Source organism: Lutimaribacter marinistellae (assembly GCF_042648365.1).
GTDB classification, from domain to species: Bacteria; Pseudomonadota; Alphaproteobacteria; order Rhodobacterales; family Rhodobacteraceae; genus Lutimaribacter_A; species Lutimaribacter_A marinistellae.
In genome coordinates, this window is sequence record NZ_JBHRXI010000001.1 from 13,608 (window position 1) to 39,668 (window position 26,061).

A 26,061-nucleotide genomic window follows, 5' to 3' on the forward strand; every position below is an offset into this window, starting at 1 on the left:
CATGCCAGAGGATTTCACCCGCATCGCCGCCGAACGGCTTCAGCATGGGCTTGCCCAGACGCCGGGCCGCGACCGCGTCGCCGCGCGCCCCAAGGGCCTGCCGCAATTCCAGGCCCCGCCGCTCAAGGCAACGCGCCCGCCGCGCTGCCCGCCCTTCGTCGAGGTGACGCATCCCGACCAGCTTCTGCCCTACCTGGAACATGTCGCGCAGCGTCCCTACAACCACGGCCTGAACGCCTGCTGGGACCTGAAGCCGGGCGAACGGGTGCTGCTCAGGGTCGATAACTGGCATTCCGAGATGGTGATCCAGGCCTGCCAGAAGATCCTCGAGAAATACGGCGTCCGCTACGAGATCAAGAAGATCGACCGCGGCCCGGTGCCCCAGTGGATCGGCTCGGACGAGGTCGATTACTACCTCTTCCGCACCAAGGAACTGGCCGAATGGATGGACTGGTGGGAAGAAGAGGAGAAGAAGCAGCAATATGACAAGATCCTGATGGGCTATGGCGGGCCGGTGCTCGCCGAGCGTTTCATCAAGATCCAGCGCATGCCCTTCATCACGCCGGAAATCCTCGCCTCTCCTGCCCATGCCATGCCGATCGAAGTTCTGAACGCCATCGACAAATGGACTTGGGACCGCATCCGCTCGTGCAAGAGGGCCCGGATCACCGACCCCGAAGGCACCGATATCGAATACACGAACCACGCGGGCTACTGGGATTCGAACCGCGAGTTCTACAACCCCGACCTGACCGCGGCGACCTGGACCGGAAACGAGCATTTCGGCAAGACCTACCTGCCCGGCCATGTCACCGGGCGGCCCTGGATGTTCCTGCCCGGCAAGGAGGACGGCAACGGCGTCATCGCCGGCACGACCAACCATATCGCGCCCTGCGACTGGACCCAGCTGATCGTCGAGGATTCCAGGATCACCCAGATCAACGCGGGCGGCACCTTCGGCGACAAGCTGCGCGAGGTGATGGATCGCACGGCCGACATCCAGTATCCCGAATTTCCCGGCAAGGGTCTGATGTACTGGTGGGAGGCGTCCATCGGCACGAACCCCCATGTCCACCGCCCGCGCAAGGATTTCCCCTCGGGCTTCGTCAACTGCCTCTATGAACGGGTCCGTTCGGGCGTGATCCACATGGGCTTCGGCACCATCATCTCGTCCATGGCCGAACGCCGCGCCGCGCGCGAGGGGCACCTGGTGGGCCATTGGCACCTGCATCTGTACTTCCCGACCTACACGCTGGAACGCGAGGGCGATAACGAGACGCTGATCGAGAACGGTCGCCTCGGCGCGCTGGACGATCCCGAGATCCGCAAGCTCTGCGCCAAGTATGGCGACGTGGACCTCTGGCTCGACGAGTCGTGGAACCCCGCGGTGCCTGGCCTGAACATGGATGGCGATTACTGGGACCATTACGGGCGCGACCCGCTGCACTGGGTCAAGACCGAGCTCGAGGTCTGCCGGAACTATCACCCGATGTTCATGGCGATGACCGGGGCCGACGACAAGTATTGCCACGGTCCCGGTGCCGAATGGTGGAAAGGCGGCTGCTGCAACCATTCGGGCGTCAGCGCGTCCCAACTGCCCGGCAATTGCTGCGGCGGGCACTAGGCGCCCCGGACATCCGGCTCAGCGAATCGGGTCGAACTGGGCGCTCTGCGTGCAGTCGCGGATCACGTCGCGCCCGCAGGGGACCGGCTCCAGCCCCTCGCGCGACAGGCACAGCCTCGCCTCGGCGATGTATCCGTCGCGGCAGGTGACGGTGATCATGTCCGGCTCCAGTCGCGGGTTTGCCTCGATGAATGCCTCCTCGACGACGCTGGCCGGCAGGCGCACGCTGCGTTCCAGCTTGCGAAAGATCTCGGGCCGGGTAACGCGTTCATAGGCCAGCCGCGACAGGGCGTGGTAATCCTGTGCTTCCAGTCCCGAACAGGTGCCATGCTTCTTCCATTGGTGCCATGCCAGCCCGGCGCTGCCGTGGATATCCGCCATCGCCGCGGTCATCGCCCGTGACGGCGGCCTGTGCGGCGTGCGGCAATAGCTGGGCCAGCCGCGATCGTATTGCGGCCAGAGCCCATGCAGTACCCAACCATGATCGTGCCGCGCGTCGCACTGATCGGCGTCGCGTGCGTCACCTTCGGTCGCGCACCAGCTGGGCGACCAGCTCAGCGCCAGCACCCAGTAATCGAACTCTCCCGCCCGTTCACCTTCGGCCCATGCAGCCGCGGCACAGAACATCCACAGAATGACCCAGCGCATTCGCCTCTTTCCTTCCCGTCACTGGGCGACTATATACGCGACGAGTTCCCCGACAATGGAAACCCGACCCCGCCCCGGGGCAGCCAATTCCAGGCGACGGGAAAGATGTACGCAAAGGAGACGAGGCGCATGGCAAAACCCCTTATGGCCAAGGCGACCGCCGTGTGGTTGGTCGACAACACAACGATCAGCTTCAAGCAGATCGCCGATTTCGTCGGCATGCACGAGCTTGAGATCCAGGGCATCGCCGATGGCGACGTTGCCGCCGGCGTCAAGGGTTTCGACCCGATCGCCAACAACCAGCTGACGCAGGACGAGATCGACAAGGCCGAGGCCAACCCGCTGCACAAGCTCAAGCTCAAGTTCAACGCCGCAGCCGTGGGCGAGGAAAAGCGCCGTGGCCCGCGGTACACCCCGCTGTCCAAGCGTCAGGACCGTCCGGCCGCGATCCTGTGGCTGGTCAAGTTTCACCCCGAACTGGCGGACAGCCAGATCTCGAAACTCGTGGGCACCACCAAGCCGACGATCCAGTCGATCCGCGAGCGGACCCATTGGAACATCGCCAACATCCAGCCCATCGACCCGGTGGCGCTCGGCCTGTGCAAGCAGTCCGAACTGGACACCGCCGTGCAAAAGGCCGCCGCGAAGAAGGCCGCCGAAGGTGGAGTGATGAGCGATGACGAGCGCCGCAAGCTGGTCTCGACCGAACAATCGTTGGAAATGGATACCGCACCGCGCATGCCGACGGCAATCGAGGGGCTTGAAACCTTCACGCTCACCGACACGGATACCGACCCGCGCGACGACGGCGACCTGCCGGACGCCGACAGCTTCTTCAACCTGCCCAAGAGCAGCGCCGAAGACGACGATGAGGATGACAGCGACGACCCGCGCCGCTAAGCCCTGTATCGTAGCCCGGGCTGGCCATGCCCGGGCCGCGTTCTGACCAAGCCGGACCACCCTTCATGCTGGAACTCCTGTCCAAGATCGTCGGACCGCACCGGGCGGTCTCCGTCTACGCTTTCCTGCAGACGCGTGGCCTGGCCATTGCCGCGGCACTTGGCCTGGTGCTGGTGGCTGGCGGGCTTCTCTACTTTTCCCCCGACGCCGATCACGAGCACGAGGCCTTCCTGACCGTGCCGGTCCTGTCGGCCACGCCGATCAACGGCGACCTAAGACAGGGCGTGATCGCGTCCGTTCGGTTGCCGGACGGCTCGGCTACCTCCATCACCTCGACCGAGGCGCCGATCAGCACCACCGTCGGCGAAACCGCCTGCATCGAAAAACGCGTTTTCGTCGAAAGCGGTGAGCCGCGCTATCGGTTCAAACTGCCCCATCACTGCGCGGCCAATTGACCGCCCCGGCCCGCTCGCCGGGCACGTAGCTTTCGAAAACCTTGCAATCGTGGCGCAATTCGTGACCGTTAGCCCAAGGCAAACCGTCACGAGGCTTTACGACCATGACCGGAATGCGCATTGGCCATTCGTCCTGGCGCGCGCTGACCTGCGCGCTGCTCCTGTTTGTCTGCCCGATGGGCGCAGCGGCGCAGGATGCCGCCTTTCGCATCGCGCAATCATTTGAGGCCAAGGGTCACCGGATCCCTTACACGCTCTACCTGAAACTCTCGCCGGCCTCGCCGACGCGGATGAACGCCGATGCCTTCATCGACCTGCGCAACCTGCAGCGCAACCTGCCCGGCCTGCTGTCGCAGGTGATCGATGAAACATGCAAGCACAGATACGCGGTCGCGATCGCCGACACTCGCGCCGCGGGCCGATCCGTGACGGTAAGCGGGCAGCTTCAGGCCAAGTTCTGGACCTGCAACGACAAGGATCCCGCCACCCACTATCGCGGCCTGCTTCTGCTGGCTCAGAATGTCGATTTCACCGCCACCGCCTCTGCCCGGGTCCGGCGCAACTGCGTCGAACTGCAATTGACGGATGTGCAGATCGACCCCGGAGGCCTCCTCGGCTCGGTTGCCGACCTGTTCGGCCTGACCGAACGCGCTCGCCAGATCATCCTCGAAAAAGGGGCCGAGGTTCTGGCCAGGAACCCGATCTGCCCGAAGCTGCCTCCGGACCTTGCGGTTCTAAGCCCGCGCTTCGTCAGCGGCGGGACGCAGGAAATCGGTGATGGCGGGATCGGGGCGACGCTCGGCGGCTCTGTCGATACGAGCGCCGCCACGATGATCGCCCTCCTTCAGGCGATGAAGCGGCGGGGGCTTGCAGATGACTGATACCTTCCTTTTCCGCGGAACATGCGCTGCGCTCGCCGCCATGCTCACCCTCGCCACACCCGCCGCGTCCAGTGAGGTGACATTCACCTTCGACCGCAATCTGGAAACGCCGGAAGGGTCTGTTCCTTACCGTCTCGACCTTGCACTGCGCGATGTTGCCCCCACGCGGATCGCCGCGAGGGCACAGCTCGATCTGCGTGAAGCCCAGGCCGAGATTGCCCAGCGTCTGTCGAACCGGACCCTGATCGACACTTGCAACGCGCACCTCGAGCTCGACCGCGTCGGGCTGACGGCCGAAAACGCAACCCTCGCGGCCGGTGGCAAAGTGCTGGCAGAGTTCTTTGCCTGCGAGCGTGAGCGCCTGCAACCGGTCGACCGGGGCGAGGTTCAGTTCTCGCAGACGCTCGCACTGGCCGCCGCCATATCGGTGTCGGTCGCCGACAACTGCGTGAACCTGCGGCTTCAGGATCTGCGGCTGGCACAGGACGGCCCGATCGAGCTGACGGCGGATCAGCAGGAATTCCTGGATCAGGCCAGAACGCTGCTTCTGGGTCTTGTCGAGCGCGTACTCGCGACCTCCCCCATCTGCCTCGAACTGCCGCCGGAACTCGCTTCGCTCGCGCCCGAGTTCACGGATGGCGGCACCGTCGAAATCGGTGATGGCGGGGTCGGGATCGATCTGACTGGCTCGATTGATGTCAGCACGACCACGATCATCGACGTTCTGAACCTGCTTCAGCGCCGGGGCGCCATGCCCCCGCGCCCCTGAGCACCCGCCGAAACCGGTCAGGAACCCCGGCCTGCCACCGGGTCCCAGAGCAGGTTCAGGCATTCCGAGAACAGGGCGTCAGGCTCGACAAGCCTTTCGCACATGCCAAGCAAGCGTGACCGGCGATCCGGATCAAGGTCCCGGGTCATGGTTTGCATCTTGGCTTCGAACTCTTCCGCACTCATGGGCGCCTCGGGCCCGCCCTTGGCATGCACATCGCCGGAACTCAGCTGCTGCCCGCCTTTCAGATGTATCGTGACGTCCGACCAGCGCCCTTGCGGGAACCGCCTTGAATGTCGCGGCTCTTCGTGGATCGAGAAGAGGGAGAGCGCATCCGCCACCCTGCCGTCGCGCAACCCGTCGTTCTGCACATGCGCCGGGCCAATCTCTCCATGTACAAGCCGCGTGGCAAGCGCAAAGGCCAGCGAGTACTGCGCCTGCGAGCTTGTCGTAGGCATGCCGGGGAACAGCGCCGCCGCCTCGGCAAAGGTATGAACCTCGACCCGCTCGATATCGTCCACCCCGACGCGATGCTCCGTCAGCAAAAGGCCCAGCGCGTCAATCGCGGCATGGGCCCAGCGGCAGATCGGATAGGGTTTGATATAGTTCTGCTCGATCGTCCAGTTCTCACCCAGATCGGCCCAGTAGGGGGCCGCATCCTCTGCCTCGGCAGTGATCGCAGGCGCGCCCGCAAATCCGTCTTCGGCCTGTAAAACGGCCATGATGCCGACAAGCGTCCCCATCCCCGAACCGTCATGCAGCATCGAGGGGTTCGCGATCTCGCGCATCATCTGGCTGCGCGGTCCGTGATACTCGGCAATGCCCAGCGCATGTCGCAGCACGGTCGCATCCGTCTTGCGCAACCGACAGCCAAGCGCCGCAACGCCAAGACCGTTCCATGCGCCCGAGGTGTGATAGTCCGACACCGTCGCATGCAGCGTGATGGCTGCCCGCGCGGCCACTTCATAGGACATAGCCAATGCCAACAGCGCCTCGCGCCCACTAAGGTCCGGCATTGTCTCGGCAAAGGCGCACAGGGCGGGAACCACCGCGCAGCCGATATGACCCTTGGTCGGGTTGTAGCCGTCATGCGCATCAAGGTTGTCGATCTGCGTAGCAGCCGCGAAACCGGCACCGATGATCGAGGATTTGCGGCCATCGAACAGCAATGTCGCCTGATCCTGCTCGTCCATGGCCCCCATGAACCGGGCCGCATGGTCGCGTGCGATCCGCCCCGCCTCCATATCCGCGGCACCCGCAGCAACGGCGAGGGTATCGATCAGCAGCGTTGCCGCCATTTCCACTGCGCTCTCGGGCACGTGCGGGTCGTCCAGAACGAATGTGGCAAGCTTGTCGAACGTCACGGCTGCACCTCTTGAAACAGTTTCCCGAACCCTGCCCGCGCAGGAATTCCGCCCAGACGATTGAGCGCTTCGAACATCATCGCCTGGTTCGAGGTAACAACCGGCTTGCCCAGCGTCTCTTCGAGCCGGGCGATGACCTCGACACTGCGCATGTCCGTGCAGGACAGAACGATGGCTTCGGCCTCGGGATGATCCGCCTTGCAGCCGAGGCCGTGGACATCCTGCGGGGCAAGTTGACCTTGGCCATCATTGTCGAGCGTCTCTTCGACCTCGGCGCGAGCCACGGTAGTAACGCCCATGTCCGACAGGAACGAAATCGCCATGTCGTTGATCGCAGGCACGTAAGGCGAGGCAAATCCGATCTTCGTGGCACCAAGCGCGCGCAGGGCCGTAACCAGCGCCCCGGCGGCAGTCACCGTATGCGCACCGCTCAGCGCCGCGATACGGGCCGCCAGATCGCGGTCAAAGGCGGGCCCATGCGTCAGGGTTGCCGAGGTACAGCCATAAAGCACCACGTCCGGCTTTGCACCCGCAAGCAGGCGGAGCGGTTCGTCAAGCTCTGCGGTGCCAAGGCCCTGCATCTGTTCTTCATCCGGGATTTCGTCTGCATCGTAGCCACCGATCCGCGCAAAATGCAACGACACGCCGTCAGGGCGCAGCAAACCCATATCCGGCTCCAGGTTGGTATTCGTGAAAGGTACAAGAATGCCCAGACGGGCGCGCCCTCGGGTCTCGATCATCGGCGGTTTCCTTGCGCAAGTCTCTCGATCAGGGTGAGCGCCTTCTCCATCGCCCCTTCCGGTCCGATCGTCAGGCGAAGCATCTGCGGCAGACCCGCGCCCGCCTGCTGCCTGAGGAATATGCCTTGCGCCCTCAGGGCGTGATCCATCGCGCGGGCGCTTTCGCCATCGCCGCAGTCGAGCAAAAGGAAATTGGTGTGGCCTTCAACCACCTCGAAACCCGCATCGCGCAGGCGTTCCCACGCAGCCTTGCGCCCCGCCGCCGTGAGCGCGCAGGTCTCCTGCATGTAGTCATGGTCGCGAATGGCCGCCACGGCGGCGGCCTGTGACGCGGCAGAGATATTGTTCGGGTTGACGACCTTGCGGATCTCTTGCGCCACGGGCACCGGGAACAACCCCCAGCCGACCCGGTGCCCGGCCATCCCATAGGCCTTTGACATGGTCCTCAGCACAACCGTCGCGCCGCTTGACACCATGTCGAAACAGCGCGCGTCCAGATGATCCGCGAACTCTCCATAGGCCTCGTCGATCACCAGCAGGATATCGTCGCGCAGCCCCGCGCGAAGTTCTCGCAGCGCATCCTTGCCGATGCGTGTTCCCGTCGGGTTGCCGGGATTGGCGACGAACACGACCGACGTATCCGGGCGCACCGCTGCAAGCAGCGCCTCCGTGTCTACCGTCAGATCCCTTTCCGGCGCCGTGTCGAACCGCGCCCCGGCCATCTCGGTTGCGGTTCGAAAGAACGGATAGGCATGGGCGGGGGCAAGCGCGGCGCGCCCGGACCCCGCATAAACCCGCGCAATTGCGCCGATCAGATCAAGCGACCCGCTACCGCACAGGATGCCCTCGGGCTCGATATCGTGACATTCGGCAATGGCATGGCGCAGCGCCGTCCAGTCGGGATCGGGATAGTGTTCCCCGTGATCCAGTGCACGCATCGCGGCGACCCGGGCCGCGGGGCTAGGTGGCCGCAGGCTCTCGTTCTGGGCCAGCGAGACAAGAGGTTTCCCATCAGGCGGCTGCATGTCTGCCAGCGCATAGGCGGCCATGCCCGCGATGTGCGGTGCGGGACGTATCATGGTTTCCTCCCGTACATGGCGTCGGCGGCATGATCGCTCACCAGACCCGTCTTCAGATCGCGCGCAAGCTCCTCTTCGGCCCTCTCTGCGGGCGGGCCGAACCCGCCGCCGCCCGGTGTCTCGAAGATCAGCGTTTCGCCGCCCCGGACCCGCAGTTCCCCCTTTCCTGCGATGGGCCGCCGGTCTTCGCCGATACGGATGCGGCCCGGCGCACCGCTCAACCCGCCATGGCGGCCTTGCGCAGGGGTATCGATCCGCTCGACCGACAGGAACACCAGGAAATCCTGCCCCGTGGCCGAACCGATCTCGATCCGCTGACCCAGCCCACCGCGAAACCGCCCCGCTCCGCCCGAGTCAGGGCGGAGTTCCCGGCGCTCGAACAGAACGGGGGCCGTCGCCTCGGTGGTTTCCACCTGGCTGCCCCAGACTCCGCTGGGAAAGGCGGTGGCGGAAAGACCATCCAGCCCGGGCCGCGCACCCGTTCCACCGTTGAAGACAAGCTCCAGCGCGAACCGCTCCTCCCCGCGCTCTGCCGCATCCGCGACGTGACGAAGGGGCAGGTCATACATGCACGAAGCCCCCTCGGCCGGCACCGCGTCGGGCAGCGCTTGCGACAGGCACCCGTAAACCAGGTCCGGCGTCATCTGCCCCAGCGTATGGCGCATCGCCACCGGCGCGGGGGGCTGGGCGTTGAGGATGCAGCCCTCCGGCCCCGTCACCCGAAACGGCGCAAGCGAGCCCGCGTTGTTCGGGATGTCCGGACCGATGATGCAGCGCAGCGCAAAGACCGAGTAGGCGGCGGCATAGTTCAACGGCACGTTGATCCCCTTGCCGATGCGCCCGTCTGTGCCCGAGAAATCCAGCAGGATATGATCGTGAGCGATGGTCAGCGCAGCCCTCAACACGATGGGCGCGTCATACCCATCCACGGTCAGCGCATGGCGCCATGTGCCCTTGGGCAGGGCCGCGATCGCATCGATCGTTCCCCTGCGCGAGGTGTCGACGATGTAATCCGACAGCGCTTGCAGATCGTCGATGGCGAATTCCTCCATCATCTGCAACAGCCGGGCCGCCCCCGCCTCGCAACAGGCGATCAGGGCATATATGTCTCCCTCGTTGGCGACCGGCTCACGCGAATTCGCCTTCACGATCTCAAGCAGCAGCGCATTGACCTCGCCGCCCTCGACCAGCTTGCAGGGCGGGATCAGCAGGCCCTCGTCATGGATGTCGGACCCCTCGGGCCCCATGCCCCGTCCGCCAAGATCCACGAGGTGCGAGGTGCAGGAGGTGAATCCGACCACCGTGCCATCCAGGAAAACCGGCATCATCAGCAGGAAATCGTTCAGGTGCCCGGACGCGATCCAGGGATCGTTGGTCATGTAGATGTCGCCGGGACGCATCGAGCCTACCGGGAAACGCGCCCTCAGTTCCGCAACCGCGGCGGCCATCGTGTTGATGTGGCCGGGGGTTCCGGTCACCGCCTGTGCAAGCATCCGCCCCGAAACGTCGAAGACCCCCGCAGAAATGTCACCGCATTCCCGCACGATCGGGCTGAAAGCCGCGCGCACCAGCACCTGCGCCTGCTCCTCGACAAGGGCAAGCAGACGGTTCCACATCACTTGCATGCGCGTGTCCGAGCGTTTCATGACGGCTCCTTCTCCTGCCGGGTCAGCCATATGTTCCCCTTCGCGTCGATATCGGCCCGGAAATCGGCGCTTACCAATGTCGTCGTCTGTGGCTCTACGATGAGAGCCGGGCCAATAACCCGGTCGCCCGGTACCAGCGCGGCGCGCTCGAAAAGCCCGGCAGCGCGGCGCTCCCCGGTCAGGTCACAGGTTATTTCACGGGTTTCCCGCGCGCTGACGCGGCGGGTCGGAATGGCCTCCGGTGCGCACTCATGTCCAATCACCGGGGTCGAAAGCGTGATGCCCCAGTTCAGGATCTCGATCTGCATGCCCGGAACCGGGCGGCTGAACTGGCGCCGATACTCGGTGTCAAAGGCTTCCTTCAGCCCGTCAAGGTCACCCGGCACCATGGCCCGTGGTGGCAGTTCAATCTCGATCTCGTGGCCCTGACCATGATACCGCATGAAGGCTGCGCGCCTTTGCGTCAGCTCCGCATCCGGCGCCCCGGCCCTGACCACGCGTTCCGCCTCCGCCTCCATCTCGGTGAAAAAACCGTTGAGCGCATCAAGGCAAAGCGTTTCCAGCGTAGCATATCGCGACCGGACGATCTCGAACGAGACCGGCGCATGTAGAAAGCCGATCGCGGACCCGACGCCGGGATCACGGGGGATGAGGATCCTGCGGATCCGCGCCCGGCGCCCGACCCGCGTAGCGTGCAGCGGCCCGTTGCCACCAAAGGCGATCATCACGCGGGTCGAAAGGTCCTTGCCGGACTCCACTGCGTGCATCCGACCGGCATTGGCCATGTTCTCGTCCACGATGTCGCTGACGGCAAAGGCCGCGTCGCGCGCATTCAGGCCAAGATTGTCACCGAGATCGGCTTTCAGGGCGGCTTCGGCAGCCTCCGGGCTTATCTGCAAGCGCCCTTCGGCGAACCGACCCGGTTCGATAAGGCCCAGCGCAATGTCGGCATCCGTCACCGTCGCACGCGTACCGCCCTTGCCGAACGCCGCCGGTCCCGGCTCGGACCCGGCGCTTTGTGGGCCGATCTGCACCCGGCCGAGGCGGTCGACACAAGCGATCGACCCCCCGCCCGCGCCGATCTCGATCATCTCGATCACCGGGATCCGGACCGGCATGCCGGAACCCTTGATGAAGCGTTCCGCGCGCGCGATCTCGAACCGGCGAGCCGTCTGGGGCCGCCCGGCATCGATCATGCACAGCTTGGCCGTCGTCCCACCCATGTCAAAGGACAGCACGCTGTCCTCGCCGGTTTCCATTGCCATCCGGGCCGCGAGGATCGCGCCGCCAGCGGGGCCGGATTCGACCAGCCGGATGGGCAGGCGGGCAGCGGTCTCCAGCGTGGTCATGCCCCCGCCCGCCGTCATCAGCAGGACCGGGCACCGCAATCCCTCTGCCCCGAACCGCGCCTCGAAATCCGCCAGGTAGCGCGCCATCAGCGGCTGGATATACGCGTTTGCAATCGTCGTGCACAGACGGTCGAATTCCCGGGCTTCGGGGCTGACCTCGTGACTGAGCGAGATCACGAGATCCGGCAACAGGTCCGCCAGCCGTTGCCGCAGCCGCCGCTCCTGCGCGGGGTTCGCATAGGAATGAAGCAGGCAGATCGCCACCGCCTCCACCTGTGCTGCTTCGAGTCTCGCCGCAAGCGCCGCGATGGCACCCTCGTCCAGCGGTTTGCGCTCCTGCCCGAATGCGTCGATCCGGCCGCCGATGGTGAACGCAAGGTCGCGCGGCACGATCAGGTCCGGCTTGACGAGGTTGATGGCGTATTGCGCGTAGCGCCGTTCATAGGCGATCTCGAGGATATCCCGGAACCCTTCCGTCGTGATCGTCGCGACCCTGGCTCCACGCCGCTCGATCAGGGCATTGGTCGCAAGCGTCGTACCGTGAATCTTGCCGGTCACCTGATCCCAGCGGGCACCGGCCGCATCCAGCACCCGCCGCGCCCCTTCGATTGCCCCAAGGGCGGGGGACCCGGTCGTGGTCGGCGTCTTGGCCGTGGCCAGCACCCGCAGGTCCCGCGACATGAGAACCGTGTCAGTGAATGTCCCGCCGATATCCGACGAAAGACGCAACCCGTCTGCATGGGTCATGGCTGTAACCGAAATGTAAGAAGGAAACGTAAGGCGCGATACAGGGACAAAGCACCCGGGGTCAGGCCACCAGGTCGCACCCCGTCGTCCGACGCATCGTTGCGCTCATGTCAGAGCCGTATAGAGATATGTCGCGCGCAACTACCATGAACAAAGCTTTGCACGCGGATCCATCGCCCGGTCAAGCCTTGGTTGCGGTACGCGCCGGGCCTGAAACCCCGACCGAACCACCGCAACCGGAAAAAACTGACCCGCCGGCAAAGCGGCGGGCCATCGGCGTTGAAACCTTGCTGGGAACAGGCGCAGGGTCAGCCCGTGCACCATGGGTCGCGTCAGATCATCTGGAACAGGATGCCCGACAGGATCGCACCCGCAACGCCCAGCCCCAGATAGGTGGCAAAGACACGCGGTTTGACCAGCGACCAGACCGCCGCCATCGCCGGGATCGAACTGACCGCACCCGCGATCATGAAGGCCATCGCCGCGCCCGCGCTCATGCCCTGCTCCATCAGCCCGGCCAGAAGCGGCGGCGCGACATAGGAGTTCAGATAGGCCGGCATCCCGACCAGTGCCGCCGTCGCGATGGGCAGAACACCCTCGCCGCCGACAACCGTCGCGATCAGGTCCGCCGGCACATAGGTGACCAGCAGGGCCTCCAGCACGTAGGCCAGCGCCAGCCATTTCAGCAGGAACAGGCCGTTCGACAGGAACTCCGACCGGAACGTCTGACGCCGAGCAGGCTCGTTCCAGAACTTCCAATGCGGCTTGCCGTCCAGCTTGGGCCCACAGCCGCAGCATCCGGCGGGTTTGTAATTCTTGAGCGGATTGGCGAACGCGCCCTGCGACATCAGCGCCTTGACCATGAAGCCGCCGAACAGGCCCAGCGCCACAGCGGCCACGGCCTTGCCGATGGCAAAGGGCCAGCCCAGCGCGCCCGCCGTGATCAACAGCGTCGGCGGGTCGATCAGCGGAGAGCTCAGCCAGAAGGCCATGACCGCCGACAGCGGCGCGCCCAGCGCCAGTAGACCGGCGATAAAGGGGATCACCTCGCAGGAACAGAACGGGGCCAGCCCGCCGAAAAGCGCCGCAAGCAGGATCATGCGTGTCTCGCGCCCCTCGAAAGCGCGCGCAACCATCACCTCGGCCCCGGTTGCCTTGAGATAGGCAAGAAGCAGAACGGCGAACAGGATGTATTGCCCCGTATGGGCCAGCGCCTTGGCAGCAAAGGTGATCGTGGCGCCAAGGTTCGCAGGGTCCAGCAGCGCCACCGCCGCAAGGATTACCACGATCAGCGCCCAGGGCGTTTTCAGGTATTCGGTCGCGCCACGCCAGGCCGATCCGGGGTTTTGTGTCAGATCAGCCATCGTTCGCTGCCTTTCGTGTCGTCTCCGCGCAGCATTCGCTCAGGATGAACTGCGCCAATTCCCTCAACTGCTCGAAACAGGCCCGGTTGATCGTGCTGCGCCCGACCTTTTCCTGCGTCACCAGCCCGCCGCCGGCCAGCGACTTGAGGTGATGCGCCAGCGTCGATGGCGCGATGCCGGTGCGCTCCTGTATCTCGCCCACCGTCAGGCCGGGCTCGCCCGCACGTACCAGCGCCTTCAGCACCTGCAGGCGCGCTTCGGATCCCATGGCCGCAAAACCGGCCGATTCCCGTTCGAGCATCTTGCACTCCTATTAAAACTACAAAACTAGTTATATCGAATCATTGTGCCTCGCAACCCCTGAATCGTAAGTCCAGATTGCCAGCGCCATAGGACCAGCGTAACCTGCGCGGATGGCAATCGCGGTCGATACGTTCTTTCTCAAGCCCGACGCACAGGGCACCTTGCAGGCGCAGATCCAGCAAATGATCGCCGAGGGGATCCTGTCGGGCCGCTTCCACACGGGAGAGAAGCTGCCCTCCTCGCGCAAGCTTGCCGCCCATCTGGGGGTCAGCCGCATCACCGTGACGCTCGCCTATACCGAGCTTCTGGCCAATGATTACCTCACCTCGCGCGGGCGGTCGGGCTATTTCGTGTCCGAAAACGCCCCCGTCCCACCCAGCTACACCCCGACCCCCGCGCGCGGGGAAACCATCGACTGGTCGCGCGCTATTGCCCGACGGTTCACCGGGGGGGACGTGCTGCACAAGCCCGCCGACTGGCGCAGCTACCGCTACCCGTTCATCTACGGCCAGGCCGATCCCGACCTGTTCGACCATGCCAACTGGCGCCTGTGTGCCGTCCGCGCCCTGGGGCAAAAGGATTTCGCGTCGCTCACCGCCGATTACGTCGATCAGGACGATCCGCTGCTGGTCGAGTTCATCGCTCGCAATACCCTGCCCCGCCGCGGCATCACCGCCCGCCCCGAAGAGATCCTGATCACGCTCGGCGCCCAGAACGCGCTATGGCTCGCCGCGCGCGTCCTGCTCAATCGACGCCGCAAGGCCGCGATCGAGGATCCATGCTATTACGCGCTGCGCGAATTGCTGCTGCAATCCAACGGAAATGTTGCCGCCCTGCGCGTCGACCAGGACGGGTTGCCGCCCGAGACGATCCCCGACGATACCGACGTGATCTTTACCACGCCCAGCCACCAGTCGCCCACCACCGCCACGATGCCGGGCTGGCGACGCATGGCCCTGCTCGACCGCGCCCGCGAGATCGACGCAATGATCGTCGAGGACGATTACGAGTTCGAGATGTCCTTTCTCCGTGCTCCCTCCCCTGCATTGAAATCGCTTGATGGCGATGGTCGCGTGATCTACGTGGGCAGCTTCTCGAAATCGCTCTTCCCGGGTCTGCGCCTGGGGTACATGGTCGGGTCCGAACCGTTCATCCGCGAGGCCCGCGCCCTGCGCTCGCTGGTGCTGCGGCATCCCCCCGGCCACATCCAGCGCACCGCGGCCTACTTCCTGTCGCTCGGCCATTACGACGCGCAGATCCGCCGCATGTCGGCCACCCTGATGAAACGCCGCCACGCGATGGAGGCGGCCATCGCCGGGCACGGGCTGACCATCGCGGGGGGTGGCGTCTTCGGCGGGTCGTCACTGTGGATGCGCGCGCCCGAGGGCATCGACTGCGGCCGCCTCGCGCACGGGTTGCGTGCCGACAGCGTTCATATCGAACCGGGCGAGGCGTTCTTCTCAGGCCCTGACCGGCCGCGGAACTTCTATCGCCTGGGCTATTCGTCCATCCATGCCGACCGCATCCCGCAAGGGATCGAACGGATCGCGCGCGCCATAAGCCGCGAACAATCCGTCTGGACGTAAGCGGACGAGAGATCTGGACCTAACCGCGCGGGGGGCGATGCCGCTACATCACCACTGAGAAAGCCGGCACATCCCGGCGCGCCCCTGTTTCCCGGATGGAGTGACCCGCATGAAGATGACGACCGAAGAGGCATTTGTAAAAACCCTGCAAATGCATGGTATCGAACATGTATTCGGCATCATCGGCTCGGCCATGATGCCGATCTCGGACCTGTTTCCACAGGCCGGGATCACCTTTTGGGACTGCGCGCACGAAGGCTCCGGCGGCATGATGGCCGACGGGTTCACCCGCGCGTCGGGCAAGATGAGCATGATGATCGCCCAGAACGGCCCCGGCATCACCAATTTCGTCACCGCCGTGAAAACCGCCTACTGGAACCACACCCCGCTTCTGCTGGTGACACCGCAGGCCGCCAACAAATCCATCGGCCAAGGCGGCTTCCAGGAGGTCGAGCAGATGAAACTGTTCGAGGACATGGTCGCCTACCAGGAAGAGGTGCGCGACCCCTCGCGCGTGGCCGAGGTGCTGAACCGGGTGATCCTAAACGCCCGGCGCGCCAGCGCCCCCGCACAGATCAACATGCCGCGCGATTTCTGGACGCAGGTGATCGATATCGACCTGCCCTCGGTGGTCGAGTTCGAGCGCCCCGCAGGCGGCGAACAGGCGGTTACCGACGCCGCGCGCCTGCTGTCCGAGGCCCGGAACCCGGTCATTCTCAACGGCGCTGGGGTCGTGCTCGCCAATGGCGGGATCGACGCGTCAAAGGCGCTGGCCGAACGGCTCGATGCCCCGGTCTGCGTCGGCTACCAGCACAACGACGCCTTCCCCGGTTCGCATCCGCTCTTCGCCGGACCGCTGGGCTATAACGGATCCAAGGCCGCGATGGAGTTGATAAGCGAGGCCGATGTCGTGCTGGCGCTCGGCACCCGCCTCAACCCGTTCTCGACCCTGCCGGGATACGGGCTCGACTATTGGCCGAAAGAGGCCAAGGTCATTCAGGTCGACATCAACCCCGACCGGATCGGCCTGACCAAGAAGGTCAGCGTCGGAATCGTCGGCGACGCGGCCAAGGTGGCCAAGGGAATCCTTGCCCAGCTCTCCGACACGGCCGGCGACGAAGGCCGCGATGCAAGACGCGCCCGGATCGCCGAGACCAAGTCTCGCTGGGCGCAGCAGCTTTCTTCGATGGACCACGAAGAGGACGATCCCGGCACGACCTGGAACGAGCGCGCGCGCGAGGCCAAGCCCGACTGGATGAGCCCCCGCATGGCGTGGCGCGCGATACAGGCGGCACTGCCGGAAGAGGCGATCATTTCCTCCGACATCGGCAACAACTGCGCCATTGGCAACGCCTACCCCTCGTTCGAGTCAGGCCGCAAATACCTTGCCCCGGGCCTGTTCGGTCCATGCGGCTACGGCCTGCCCGCCATCATCGGCGCCAAGATCGGCCGCCCCGACACACCCGTCGTGGGCTTTGCGGGTGACGGGGCATTCGGCATCTCCGTCAACGAATTGACGGCCATCGGCCGCGGCCCTTGGCCCGCGATCACGCAGGTCGTCTTCCGCAACTATCAATGGGGTGCGGAAAAGCGGAACTCGACGCTGTGGTATGACGACAATTTCGTCGGGACCGAGCTCGACACCGAGGTGTCATATGCAGGCATCGCCAAGGCTTGCGGCCTCAAGGGCGTCGTCGCGCACACGATGGAGGAACTGACCGACGCACTCGACACCGCGATTCGCGAGCAGATGGAGAACGGCGTGACCACCCTGATCGAAGCGATGATCAACCAGGAGCTGGGCGAGCCGTTCCGCCGCGACGCGATGAAAAAGCCGGTTCAGGTGGCCGGGATCGACCCTGCGGACATGCGCCCGCAGGCGGTGTGACCGGTGACGCAGGGAATCGGGCTGGCATGCGCCTTTGACATCCCGGCGTACCCCGCTCTGCCGCTGCACGGCGGCGCGGGGCGCAACGGGCGTCGGCATGTCACCCCGATCACCGGCGACGCCATCGACAGCGCGCGCCGGTCCGGGCGCGCCCTGCCCGGCAATGCCGATTACGAGTCGCTGCCCAGCGCGAGCGTCACCGCCGTGGCATTTACGATGTCATCGACCGTCGCGCCACGGCTCAGGTCGCAGACCGGCCGCCGGAACCCTTGCAGGATCGGGCCAAGCGCCTGCGCGCCTGCCAGCTCCTGCGCCAGCTTGTACGCGATGTTGCCCGAGTCGAGATCGGGAAAGATCAGGACATTCGCGTCGCCCGCCCCCATCCCCTTGGCCGCGGCGACCGCGGGGTTCAGCGCGGCATCGCCCTGCACAGGCCCGGTGAACCCGGTGGCCTCCGCCGCCGCCCGCACCCGCTCGACGCTGTCACCGGCACCCGAACTGCCGGTGGAAAACGACAGCAACGCCACCCGCGCCGCGCCCAGCAGCCTCTCCGCCGTGGCGGCCGAGGCCCGCGCGATCCCGGCCAGCCCCTCGGCGTCGGGCGCCACGTTCAGCCCGCAATCGGCAAAGACGAGCTCCCGCCCGTCGGGGAACCGCATCAGGAAAAAGGACGACGGCAGCGCCACCCCATCGGCCAGCCCGATACCGATGCTTGCGGCCTCGATCACCTTTTTCGTCGGCGCCACCGCGCCCGCGACCATCGCCTCGGCCTCGCCTGCGGCCACCATCGCGGCAGCGCGGAACAACGGCCGCGCCAGCATCCGGCGCGCAAGCGGCTCCTTCAACCCGCGCGCCGCGACCAGCGCCGCAACCTGTGCCTCGGTCACCTCGTCCGGTGCGACCGGCTCACAAAGCCCTTCGTGCGCCAGCCGCTCGGCGGCCTCGGCGATGCGCGCATCCTCCATCTCGGGGAACACCACCCGCGCCCTGCGCTCCCGCGCAAGCTCCAGCGCCTTCTCCAATGCCGACATGCAACGTCCCTAACCCGATCCGAAAGAGACAATGATGACCCAAGACGTAAAGATCAACAGGGGCCTCAAGGGCGTCTATTTCGAACGCTCCGCTGTCAGCGATATCGACGGCGCCAAGGGCGAGCTGACCTATCGCGGCTACTCGATCCACGATCTCGCCACGCAATCCACCTTCGAGGAGGTCTGCTATCTCCTGATCCACGGCGAACTGCCCGACAGTGCGCAGCTGGCCGAATTCGACGGCAAGCTCAGGCAGGCCCGCCACCTGCCCCCCGCGATCCACGACATCATCGCGGCCTGCAAGGACGGCCACCCTATGGACGTACTGCGCACCGCTGTCTCGGCCCTTGCCACGATGGAGCCCGACAGCCAGCAGGTAGGCGAGGACGCCTTTGTCGAAAACGGCACCCGCCTCATCAGCCAGGTGCCGATGATCATCGCCGCGCACGAGGCGATCCGGAACGGCCGCACCCCGACCGCCCCCGACATGGACCTGACCCACGCGGCCAACTGGCTCTGGATGCTCAAGGGCGAAAAACCCAGCGACGAGGCCGCCCGCCTCGCGGATGTGGATTTCATCCTGCATGCCGAACACGGCTCCAACGCGTCCAGCTTTGCCGCCCGCGTTACAATCGGCACCGAAACCAACCTGCACGGCGCCATCGTCACCGCGCTTTCCACCCTTGCCGGTCCGGCCCATGGCGGCGCCGCCGAAGACGTGATGAAGATGGTGCACGAGATCGGCAAACCCGAGAAGGCCGCCGAATACGTCAAGGCCAAGCGCGCCGCGCGCGAGGCGGTCACCGGTTTCGGCCACCGCGTCTACCGCAAGGAAGATCCCCGCGCCCGCCACATGCGCGAGGGGGTCCGCCAACTGGGCGAAGAGATGGGCGCTCCGGAATGGTACGAGATCCTGCAAGCAGTGGTCGAAGCGATGAAACCCTATGCGCGCCACGGGCTGAACGTGAATGTCGATTTCTACTCGGGCGTGATCTACCAACTGCACGGAATCCCGATGGATCTCTACGTGCCAATCTTTGCCATCGGCCGGATGCCCGGCTGGATCATCCAGTGCCTTGAACAACAGCGCGGCAATATCCTGATCCGCCCGCTGACCCTCTATAACGGACCGGAACCGCGCGCTTATGTTTCCATCGGCGACAGGTGAGCGCGCTTCTCGACCTTTCGCCGGGTCTGGCGCTCTTCGCGGCAGCGGCCTGCTTTCTCGCGGGTGCCGTGCGCGGCTTTGCAGGGTTTGGCCTGTCCGCAATCGCGATGGCGATGCTGGCGACATTCGTTGCGCCAATCGAGCTGATCCCCGTCTTCTGGTTCCTCGAAATGTCCGCTTCGCTGATCCTGATGCGGGGCGGCTGGGCCGATGCGGACCGGCCTGCCGCTCTCATGCTGGTGCTTGGCGCGACGATGGGCCTGCCCATCGGCCTTGGCCTGTCGTTGACGCTCGACGCCACCCTGTCCAAGACCGTTGCATTGCTGCTCGTCATCGGGCTGGCCCTGATGCAGCTCTCGCGCTTGCGTCTGCCGGTTCTGGCGACGCGCCCCGGCACTGTCGCCAGCGGCTTTTCGGCCGGCATCGTCACCGGATTGGCCGGTGTCGGCGGTATGTTGATCGCACTCTACACGCTGGCCCGCGATCTGCCCGCGCGGCGCATGCGCGGAACGCTCAACATATATCTGCTGGGCTCCGGCATCATCGGGCTGGGCATTCACCTGGTGATCGGCACGATGACACCCGAAGCCGCCACACGCGGCCTGGCGCTGATCCTGCCCACGCTTGCGGGTGTCTTCGCGGGCAAGGCGCTCTTCACCCCGCGATGGGAGCGCTGGTATCGCCCCGCCTGCCTGGTCCTGCTGATCGTGCTGGCGATTTCGGGCCTCCTGCGCCTCGCGCTGACGGCATGAGGACGGGCGCGATGTACCGTGCTGGCTCGTCGATCCCGCGCTCGGCTGCGGCATCACATTCGTTTAACGGGTTGCTCCTGCGCCAAAATTGGCCAAGCCTGCCCGCAAAGGGAGGCACGCGATGACCCATCGCCAACCGAAGCTCGACCTGTCACCGCCAGTCTCGGACGAGATCCGCAAGACGACATGCTACATGTGCGCCTGCCGCTGCGGGATCAACGTGCACATGAAGGATGGCAAGGTCGCCTATATCGAGGGCAACCGCGACCATCCGGTGAACCGGGGCGTGCTTTGCGCCAAGGGCAGCGCCGGCATCATGCAGCACAATTCCCCGGCCCGCCTGCGCGCACCGATGAAGCGCGTGGGCCCGCGCGGCTCGGGCGAATTCGAAGAAATCACCTGGAACGAGGCGCTCGACATCGCCGCCGGCTGGCTGGGGCCGCTCCGCGATACCGCCCCGGAAAAGCTCGCCTTCTTCACGGGCCGCGACCAGTCGCAATCGTTTACCAGCTTCTGGGCGCAGAATTTCGGCACGCCCAACTATGCCGCGCATGGCGGTTTCTGTTCGGTCAACATGGCTGCTGCAGGCATCTACACGATGGGCGGCGCGTTCTGGGAATTCGGACAGCCCGACTGGGATCACACAAAGCTCTTCATGCTGTTCGGCGTGGCCGAGGATCACGATTCCAACCCGATCAAGATGGGCATCGGCAAGATCAAGGCACGCGGCGCACGGGTGATCGGCGTCAACCCGATCCGCACGGGCTACAACGCCGTGGCCGATGACTGGGTGGGCATCACGCCGGGCACCGACGGGCTGTTCATCCTCGCGATGGTGCATGTGCTGCTCAAGGCCGGCAAGATCGACCTCGACTACCTCGCGCGCTACACTAACGCGCCCTGTTTCGTGATCGAGAACCCGGGCGGCCCGGATCACGGGCTGCTGCTGCGGGACGAGGCGGGAAAGCTGCTGGTCAAGGACCGGGTCAGCGGCGAAGTCGTGCCCTTCGACACCCCCGGCGTGCGGCCGTCGTTAACCGAAACTTATGTACAAAACGGTCAAACCTGCCACACGGTGATGTACAAAACGGTCAATCGCTACCTGTCGGAGGAGTACGCCCCCGAGGCAGTGGCCGATCGCTGCGGCATACCCGCCCGCCGCATCCGCGCCATCGCCGCCGAGATCGCGCGCGTTGCCTTCGACGAAGCCTTTGAAATCGAACAGGAATGGACCGATTTCCGTGGCGAGAAACACGCCACCATGCGCGGCCGCCCCGTGTCCTTCCACGCAATGCGCGGCATCTCCGCCCACGCCAACGGCTTCCAGACCTGCCGCGCCCTCCACCTTCTCCAGATCATTCTTGGAACGGTCGAGGTGCCCGGCGGCTTCCGGTTCAAGCCGCCCTACCCCAAACCGGTCGAGGCGCACCCAACCCCGCATCGCGGCGTCGCACCCGGCAAACCGCTGAACGGCCCGCATCTGGGCTTCGTCCGCGGCCCCGAGGACCTGGCATTGACAGACGATGGCAGCCCCGCACGGATCGACAAGGCCTTTACCTGGGAAAACCCCATGAGTGCGCACGGTCTCATGCACATGGTGATCTCCAACGCCCATGCCGGGGACCCGTACCGGATCGACACGCTCTTCATGTACATGGCCAACATGTCGTGGAACTCGTCGATGAATACCGGCGGCGTGATGAAAATGCTCACCGACACGGATGAGAACGGCGACTACGTCATTCCCCGGATCATCTATTCGGATGCCTACAGCTCGGAAATGGTCGCCTATGCCGACCTGATTCTGCCCGACACCACTTATCTCGAGCGGCACGACTGCATCAGCCTGCTCGACCGCCCGATCTGCGAGGCCGACGCCGCCGCCGACGCGATCCGCTGGCCGGTGGTCGAGCCCGACCGGGATGTCCGCGGCTTCCAGACCGTGCTGGTACAGCTGGCGAACAAGCTGCAATTGCCCGGCTTCACTGCCGAGGATGGTACTCCGAAATATCGCGATTATGCCGACTACATGGTCCATCACGAACGCCGGCCCGGCATCGGCCCGCTGGCGGGTTTCCGCGGCGCGACCGGCACCGAAACCGGCCGTGGCGCGCCCAACGGAGACCAGCTCGACCGCTATATCGAGAACGGCGGCTTCTTTGCCGCGCATGTCCCGGACGAGGCGCTGTATTTCAAACCCTGGAACACCGCATACCAGGACTGGGCGGTTGGCATGGGCATCTATGACAGCCCGCAACCCTACCTCTTCAGCCTCTATGTCGAGCCGCTGAGGCGCTTCCAACTGGCCGCAGAAGGTCATGGCGAGCGGCAGCCGCCCGACCACCTGCGAGACCGTATCTCGACGCAGCTCGACCCTCTGCCGATCTGGTACGAAACGGACCAGCACGGCAGTGAGTCTTTCCCGATCACCGCGCTGACCCAGCGGCCCATGGCGATGTATCATTCGTGGGGCAGCCAGAATGCGTGGCTGCGGCAGATCCACGGGCAAAATCCGCTTTACGTCCCCACCAAACTGATGCGCGCGCATGGGTTGATTGACGGCGACTGGGCGCGGGTCACGTCGCCCCATGGCGAGATCACGGTACCTGTGATGGAAATGGCCGCGCTCAACGACAACACGGTCTGGACCTGGAACGCCATCGGCAAGCGTCAGGGCGCATGGGCGCTTGACCCCGACGCGCCCGAGGCACGGCGGGGCTTCCTGCTCAACCATCTGATCCACGAATTGCTGCCTCCCAAGGGCGACGGTCAGCGATGGGCCAACTCAGATCCCGTGACGGGACAGGCCGCTTGGTTCGACCTCAAGGTCAGGATCGAAAAGGTTGCGCCGCCGCAAGGGCTTGATGAAAGCCGCCCGAGAATGGGAGCACAAACCTCGCCGGTCGGCAAAGGTCCTGAAAACCTCGCGTGGAAGGTGGGCAAATGAACCGGTCCGTGCCTTCCTCTTGCCTGAAATATCCCGGGGGTGAATTGGTCCGGCACGGACCAAGAGGGGGCGGCGCCCCCTCCCCTTCGCCAATCAAGACGACGGAGGCCCGTTGATGACGGATTTGCCGCAACAGACCCAGCGCAAGCTGGGCCTCGTGATCGACCTCGACACCTGTGTCGGCTGCCATGCCTGCGTGATCTCCTGCAAGGGCTGGAACACCGAGAATTACGGCGCGCCGCTCAGCGATCAGGATGCCTATGGCGCCGATCCTTCGGGTACGTTCCTCAACCGCGTTCACAGTTTCGAGGTCACGCCGCTCGCCGAAGGCGCGATGGCGCAACTGGTTCATTTTCCCAAGTCCTGCCTGCATTGCGAGGACGCGCCATGCGTGACCGTCTGCCCGACCGGCGCCAGCTACAAAAGGGTCGAAGACGGTATCGTTCTGGTCAATGAAAGTGACTGCATCGGCTGCGGGCTGTGCGCCTGGGCCTGCCCTTACGGTGCACGCGAAATGGACATGGCCGAAGGCGTGATGAAGAAGTGCACACTCTGTATCGATCGGATTTACAACGATAATTTGCCCGAGCCGGATCGTGTCCCAAGCTGCGTACGAACCTGTCCCGCGGGGGCGCGACATTTCGGCGACCTCGGCGATCCCGACAGCGATGTGTCCCGCCTCGTGGACGCGCGCGGCGGCATGGACCTGATGCCCGAGCAGGGAACGAAACCGGTGAACAAGTACCTGCCGCCCCGGCCGCGCGACACAATCGAGGAACAGATCGATATCCTCGCGCCCCTGCTGGCGCCGGTGGCCGAGGACACGGGCGGCTTCATCGGCTGGCTGGATCGTGCGCTCGATGCTCTGCCCGGGGGATCGCGCTGATGCATCCGGCACCTTCCGTCATCATCTTCACGACGCTATCGGGGCTCGGCTTCGGGCTTCTCGCCTTTCTCGGGCTTGGCGCGCCTGACGTAACCGGTTGGGTTGCCTTTACTTTTTTCCTCATCGCCTATGCACTGGCAGTGGGCGGGTTGCTGGCATCGACCTTTCACCTCGGTCATCCCGAGCGGGCCTGGAAAGCCTTCAGCCAATGGCGGAGCAGTTGGCTAAGCCGGGAGGCCTGCGCCTCGGTGGCGGCCCTAGTGGTGATGGGTGTCTACGCAATCGGCGCGGTTTTCCTTGATGCGCAATGGTGGCTGGTGGGCGTTTTGGGCGCGGCCTTGTCGCTGGTCACGGTGTTCACGACCTCGATGATATACGCCCAGATGCGCACGGTGCCACGTTGGAAGACAGGCCTTACACCATTGTTATTTCTTACGATTTCCGTTTCTGGCGGCGCCCTGCTTGCGGGTCGCGAAAGCCTTGCGCCGTGGTTGTTGGCGCTTGCCGGTGCAGTGCAGGTGGCGTGGTGGGTTCGTGGTGACGGCGCGTTTGCCGCATCGGGCACGGACCTCGCCAGTGCGACGGGGCTGACCGGCGGACAGGTGAAATCCTTTGAGCCGCCACATACCGGCAGCAACTACCTGCTGCGCGAGTTCGTACATGTCGTCGGTCGAAAACATTCGTTCAAAATCAGGGTGGTAGCCTTGATGCTCGGATACATTCTGCCGGTGGTTTTGATGATACTACCGCTGGAAAGCGTGGCCGCGAAACATGCCTTTGCCGGGCTGGCGGTGCTGTCGCATATCGGCGGGGTCGCGGCGTCGCGCTGGCTGTTCTTTGCCGAGGCCGAGCATGTCGTGGGGCTGTATTACGGCAAGCGCTAGGGCGTTTTGACCGTTTTGTACATGCGTCCGAGGGGGTTTTGACCGTTTTGTACCCGGTGGTACCCCCCCGAACGTAAGCTTTAGTTAATCAATCCGGCATGGCGCATCGCGCCGTCGATGGCATGCTTGGTCGAATCTTCGAGACCGCTGAGCGGCAGGCGGACCTCGTCGCTGCACAGGCCCAGACGCGAGAGCGCATACTTGGCGCCGACGAGGCCGGGCTCGATGAAGATCGCCTCGTGCAGGGGCATCAGCCGGTCCTGGTATTCCAGCGCGGCGGCGTAGTCGCCGGACAGCGTCGCCTGCTGGAACTCGGCGCAGAGCCGGGGCGCGACATTCGCGGTGACCGAAATGCAGCCGACCCCGCCATGCGCGTTGAAGCCGAGCGCGGTCGCGTCCTCGCCCGACAACTGGATGAAGTCGGACCCGCAGCTGGCGCGCTGCTGGCTGACGCGTTCGAGGCGGCCGGTCGCATCCTTGACGCCGACGATGCGCGGCAGCTTTGCAAGCTCGCCCATTGTCGCGGGGGTCATGTCCACGACCGAGCGGCCGGGGATGTTGTAGATGATGATCGGGATCTCGGCGCAATCGTGCAGCGCGGTGAAATGCGCGACCATCCCGCGCTGGGTCGGTTTGTTGTAATAGGGCGTCACGACCAGCACCGCGTCGGCGCCGACGCGTTCTGCGAATTGGACGAAGCGAATCGCCTCGAAGGTCGCGTTGGAGCCTGCACCCGCGATAACCGGAACACGGCCGGCAACGATCTTGACCGTCTCGGCCACGACGATTTCATGTTCCTCGTGGGTGAGCGTGGGGCTTTCGCCGGTGGTGCCCACGGGGACAATCCCGGTAGAGCCTTCGGCGATTTGCCATTCGATCAGTTGTTTGAGCGTGTCCAGGTCCAGCTCACCATTACGGAAAGGTGTGACGAGGGCCGGCATAGAGCCTTTGAACATGGAAAACGCTCCCAGATTTTCGGTATGGCGGGTATAATGCCGCCGAGGACGGACACCTGCGCGACGGACAAGAAGGTTGATCCGGTCGGCGCAG

22 protein-coding genes are annotated in these 26,061 nt (G+C 65.0%); 12 read left to right on the forward strand and 10 right to left on the reverse strand.

Annotated elements, in window-relative coordinates; translation table 11 throughout:
- The first annotated feature begins 1 nt into the window (after position 1).
- Positions 2-1,624, forward strand: coding sequence for a hypothetical protein (locus ACFORG_RS00080; RefSeq protein WP_386733331.1), 1,623 nt, complete (start codon positions 2-4; stop codon positions 1,622-1,624).
- A gap of 18 nt (positions 1,625-1,642) precedes the next feature.
- Here ACFORG_RS00080 and ACFORG_RS00085 read toward each other — a convergent pair whose 3' ends face one another.
- Positions 1,643-2,272, reverse strand: coding sequence for a ribonuclease T2 family protein (locus ACFORG_RS00085; protein ID WP_386733332.1), 630 nt, complete (start codon positions 2,270-2,272; stop codon positions 1,643-1,645).
- 129 nt (positions 2,273-2,401) lie between these two features.
- On the opposite strand from ACFORG_RS00085, the gene ACFORG_RS00090 reads away from it, so the two are divergent.
- From ACFORG_RS00090 to ACFORG_RS00105, 4 genes are all read left to right on the forward strand, one after another.
- Positions 2,402-3,172, forward strand: a complete 771-nt coding sequence (locus ACFORG_RS00090; RefSeq protein WP_386733333.1) for a DUF1013 domain-containing protein — start codon at positions 2,402-2,404, stop codon at positions 3,170-3,172.
- A 65-nt stretch (positions 3,173-3,237) separates the two neighbouring features.
- Entirely contained in the window at positions 3,238-3,627 is a 390-nt protein-coding gene (locus tag ACFORG_RS00095) for a hypothetical protein (protein WP_386733334.1), read from the forward strand.
- A gap of 104 nt (positions 3,628-3,731) precedes the next feature.
- A complete protein-coding gene (locus ACFORG_RS00100; protein ID WP_386733335.1) occupies positions 3,732-4,508 on the forward strand; it encodes a hypothetical protein in 777 nt (258 codons plus the stop codon).
- Positions 4,501-5,277 (forward strand): hypothetical protein, encoded by a 777-nt coding sequence (locus ACFORG_RS00105; protein ID WP_386733336.1) that lies wholly within the window; start codon positions 4,501-4,503, stop codon positions 5,275-5,277. Before ACFORG_RS00100 ends, ACFORG_RS00105 begins: the two co-directional genes overlap by 8 nt.
- A 17-nt stretch (positions 5,278-5,294) precedes the next feature.
- Here the strand turns inward: ACFORG_RS00105 and ACFORG_RS00110 are convergent, their stop codons facing one another.
- The 7 genes from ACFORG_RS00110 to ACFORG_RS00140 form a co-directional block, all read right to left on the reverse strand.
- Positions 5,295-6,641, reverse strand: a complete 1,347-nt coding sequence (locus tag ACFORG_RS00110; RefSeq protein ID WP_386733337.1) for an MmgE/PrpD family protein — start codon at positions 6,639-6,641, stop codon at positions 5,295-5,297.
- Positions 6,638-7,381 (reverse strand): maleate cis-trans isomerase family protein, encoded by a 744-nt coding sequence (locus ACFORG_RS00115; protein WP_386733338.1) that lies wholly within the window; start codon positions 7,379-7,381, stop codon positions 6,638-6,640. Before ACFORG_RS00115 ends, ACFORG_RS00110 begins: the two co-directional genes overlap by 4 nt.
- Positions 7,378-8,460 carry a pyridoxal phosphate-dependent aminotransferase gene (locus ACFORG_RS00120; RefSeq protein WP_386733339.1) on the reverse strand — a complete coding sequence of 361 codons (1,083 nt, stop codon included), beginning with the start codon at positions 8,458-8,460 and terminating at the stop codon, positions 7,378-7,380. Before ACFORG_RS00120 ends, ACFORG_RS00115 begins: the two co-directional genes overlap by 4 nt.
- The gene (locus ACFORG_RS00125) at positions 8,457-10,106 is read right to left on the reverse strand and encodes a hydantoinase B/oxoprolinase family protein (protein WP_386733340.1); all 1,650 of its coding nucleotides are present in this window, start codon (positions 10,104-10,106) and stop codon (positions 8,457-8,459) included. The genes ACFORG_RS00120 and ACFORG_RS00125 overlap by 4 nt, the downstream gene beginning before the upstream one ends.
- Entirely contained in the window at positions 10,103-12,202 is a 2,100-nt protein-coding gene (locus tag ACFORG_RS00130) for a hydantoinase/oxoprolinase family protein (protein WP_386733341.1), read from the reverse strand. The genes ACFORG_RS00125 and ACFORG_RS00130 overlap by 4 nt, the downstream gene beginning before the upstream one ends.
- A gap of 332 nt (positions 12,203-12,534) precedes the next feature.
- Positions 12,535-13,566 carry a permease gene (locus tag ACFORG_RS00135; RefSeq protein WP_386733342.1) on the reverse strand — a complete coding sequence of 344 codons (1,032 nt, stop codon included), beginning with the start codon at positions 13,564-13,566 and terminating at the stop codon, positions 12,535-12,537.
- Positions 13,559-13,867 (reverse strand): ArsR/SmtB family transcription factor, encoded by a 309-nt coding sequence (locus ACFORG_RS00140; RefSeq protein WP_386733343.1) that lies wholly within the window; start codon positions 13,865-13,867, stop codon positions 13,559-13,561. The genes ACFORG_RS00135 and ACFORG_RS00140 overlap by 8 nt, the downstream gene beginning before the upstream one ends.
- A 112-nt stretch (positions 13,868-13,979) precedes the next feature.
- Here ACFORG_RS00140 and pdxR point away from each other — a divergent pair, with 112 nt between their 5' ends.
- Positions 13,980-15,455 (forward strand): MocR-like pyridoxine biosynthesis transcription factor PdxR, encoded by a 1,476-nt coding sequence (gene pdxR, locus ACFORG_RS00145; protein ID WP_386733344.1) that lies wholly within the window; start codon positions 13,980-13,982, stop codon positions 15,453-15,455.
- Between the two features lie 109 nt (positions 15,456-15,564).
- Positions 15,565-17,343 (forward strand): sulfoacetaldehyde acetyltransferase, encoded by a 1,779-nt coding sequence (gene xsc, locus ACFORG_RS00150; protein WP_386733345.1) that lies wholly within the window; start codon positions 15,565-15,567, stop codon positions 17,341-17,343.
- Positions 17,344-17,513: 170 nt separating this feature from the next.
- Here the strand turns inward: xsc and ACFORG_RS00155 are convergent, their stop codons facing one another.
- Positions 17,514-18,374, reverse strand: coding sequence for a phosphate acyltransferase (locus tag ACFORG_RS00155; RefSeq protein WP_386733346.1), 861 nt, complete (start codon positions 18,372-18,374; stop codon positions 17,514-17,516).
- Between the two features lie 34 nt (positions 18,375-18,408).
- Between ACFORG_RS00155 and ACFORG_RS00160 the strand changes: the two genes are divergently transcribed.
- The 5 genes from ACFORG_RS00160 (at position 18,409) to ACFORG_RS00180 (ending at position 25,011) form a co-directional block, all read left to right on the forward strand.
- Positions 18,409-19,542, forward strand: a complete 1,134-nt coding sequence (locus ACFORG_RS00160) for a citrate/2-methylcitrate synthase (RefSeq protein WP_386733347.1) — start codon at positions 18,409-18,411, stop codon at positions 19,540-19,542.
- The gene (locus ACFORG_RS00165; protein WP_386733348.1) at positions 19,539-20,294 is read left to right on the forward strand and encodes a TSUP family transporter; all 756 of its coding nucleotides are present in this window, start codon (positions 19,539-19,541) and stop codon (positions 20,292-20,294) included. Before ACFORG_RS00160 ends, ACFORG_RS00165 begins: the two co-directional genes overlap by 4 nt.
- A 121-nt stretch (positions 20,295-20,415) precedes the next feature.
- Entirely contained in the window at positions 20,416-23,241 is a 2,826-nt protein-coding gene (locus ACFORG_RS00170) for a molybdopterin oxidoreductase family protein (protein WP_386733349.1), read from the forward strand.
- A 115-nt stretch (positions 23,242-23,356) separates the two neighbouring features.
- Positions 23,357-24,127 carry a 4Fe-4S dicluster domain-containing protein gene (locus ACFORG_RS00175; RefSeq protein ID WP_386733350.1) on the forward strand — a complete coding sequence of 257 codons (771 nt, stop codon included), beginning with the start codon at positions 23,357-23,359 and terminating at the stop codon, positions 24,125-24,127.
- Positions 24,127-25,011, forward strand: a complete 885-nt coding sequence (locus tag ACFORG_RS00180) for a dimethyl sulfoxide reductase anchor subunit family protein (protein WP_386733351.1) — start codon at positions 24,127-24,129, stop codon at positions 25,009-25,011. Before ACFORG_RS00175 ends, ACFORG_RS00180 begins: the two co-directional genes overlap by 1 nt.
- Positions 25,012-25,091: 80 nt before the next feature.
- On the opposite strand, the gene dapA is transcribed toward ACFORG_RS00180, so the two are convergent.
- Positions 25,092-25,967: a 4-hydroxy-tetrahydrodipicolinate synthase gene (gene dapA / locus ACFORG_RS00185; protein WP_386733352.1), complete on the reverse strand. Its 876-nt coding sequence runs from the start codon at positions 25,965-25,967 to the stop codon at positions 25,092-25,094.
- Positions 25,968-26,061: the final 94 nt, after the last annotated feature.

Bases quoted from the DNA above. Each gene is read 5' to 3' on its own strand.
- ACFORG_RS00125 (WP_386733340.1), bottom strand. From the start codon at position 10,106: ATGAAACGCTCGGACACGCGCATGCAAGTGATGTGGAACCGTCTGCTT.
- ACFORG_RS00115 (WP_386733338.1), bottom strand. From the start codon at position 7,381: ATGATCGAGACCCGAGGGCGCGCCCGTCTGGGCATTCTTGTACCTTTC.
- ACFORG_RS00080 (WP_386733331.1), top strand. From the start codon at position 2: ATGCCAGAGGATTTCACCCGCATCGCCGCCGAACGGCTTCAGCATGGG.
- ACFORG_RS00140 (WP_386733343.1), bottom strand. From the start codon at position 13,867: ATGCTCGAACGGGAATCGGCCGGTTTTGCGGCCATGGGATCCGAAGCG.
- ACFORG_RS00105 (WP_386733336.1), top strand. From the start codon at position 4,501: ATGACTGATACCTTCCTTTTCCGCGGAACATGCGCTGCGCTCGCCGCC.
- ACFORG_RS00175 (WP_386733350.1), top strand. From the start codon at position 23,357: ATGACGGATTTGCCGCAACAGACCCAGCGCAAGCTGGGCCTCGTGATC.
- ACFORG_RS00160 (WP_386733347.1), top strand. From the start codon at position 18,409: ATGACCCAAGACGTAAAGATCAACAGGGGCCTCAAGGGCGTCTATTTC.
- ACFORG_RS00100 (WP_386733335.1), top strand. From the start codon at position 3,732: ATGACCGGAATGCGCATTGGCCATTCGTCCTGGCGCGCGCTGACCTGC.
- pdxR (WP_386733344.1), top strand. From the start codon at position 13,980: ATGGCAATCGCGGTCGATACGTTCTTTCTCAAGCCCGACGCACAGGGC.
- ACFORG_RS00170 (WP_386733349.1), top strand. From the start codon at position 20,416: ATGACCCATCGCCAACCGAAGCTCGACCTGTCACCGCCAGTCTCGGAC.
- ACFORG_RS00095 (WP_386733334.1), top strand. From the start codon at position 3,238: ATGCTGGAACTCCTGTCCAAGATCGTCGGACCGCACCGGGCGGTCTCC.
- ACFORG_RS00120 (WP_386733339.1), bottom strand. From the start codon at position 8,460: ATGATACGTCCCGCACCGCACATCGCGGGCATGGCCGCCTATGCGCTG.
- ACFORG_RS00085 (WP_386733332.1), bottom strand. From the start codon at position 2,272: ATGCGCTGGGTCATTCTGTGGATGTTCTGTGCCGCGGCTGCATGGGCC.
- dapA (WP_386733352.1), bottom strand. From the start codon at position 25,967: ATGTTCAAAGGCTCTATGCCGGCCCTCGTCACACCTTTCCGTAATGGT.
- ACFORG_RS00130 (WP_386733341.1), bottom strand. From the start codon at position 12,202: ATGACCCATGCAGACGGGTTGCGTCTTTCGTCGGATATCGGCGGGACA.
- ACFORG_RS00135 (WP_386733342.1), bottom strand. From the start codon at position 13,566: ATGGCTGATCTGACACAAAACCCCGGATCGGCCTGGCGTGGCGCGACC.
- xsc (WP_386733345.1), top strand. From the start codon at position 15,565: ATGAAGATGACGACCGAAGAGGCATTTGTAAAAACCCTGCAAATGCAT.
- ACFORG_RS00155 (WP_386733346.1), bottom strand. From the start codon at position 18,374: ATGTCGGCATTGGAGAAGGCGCTGGAGCTTGCGCGGGAGCGCAGGGCG.
- ACFORG_RS00180 (WP_386733351.1), top strand. From the start codon at position 24,127: ATGCATCCGGCACCTTCCGTCATCATCTTCACGACGCTATCGGGGCTC.
- ACFORG_RS00090 (WP_386733333.1), top strand. From the start codon at position 2,402: ATGGCAAAACCCCTTATGGCCAAGGCGACCGCCGTGTGGTTGGTCGAC.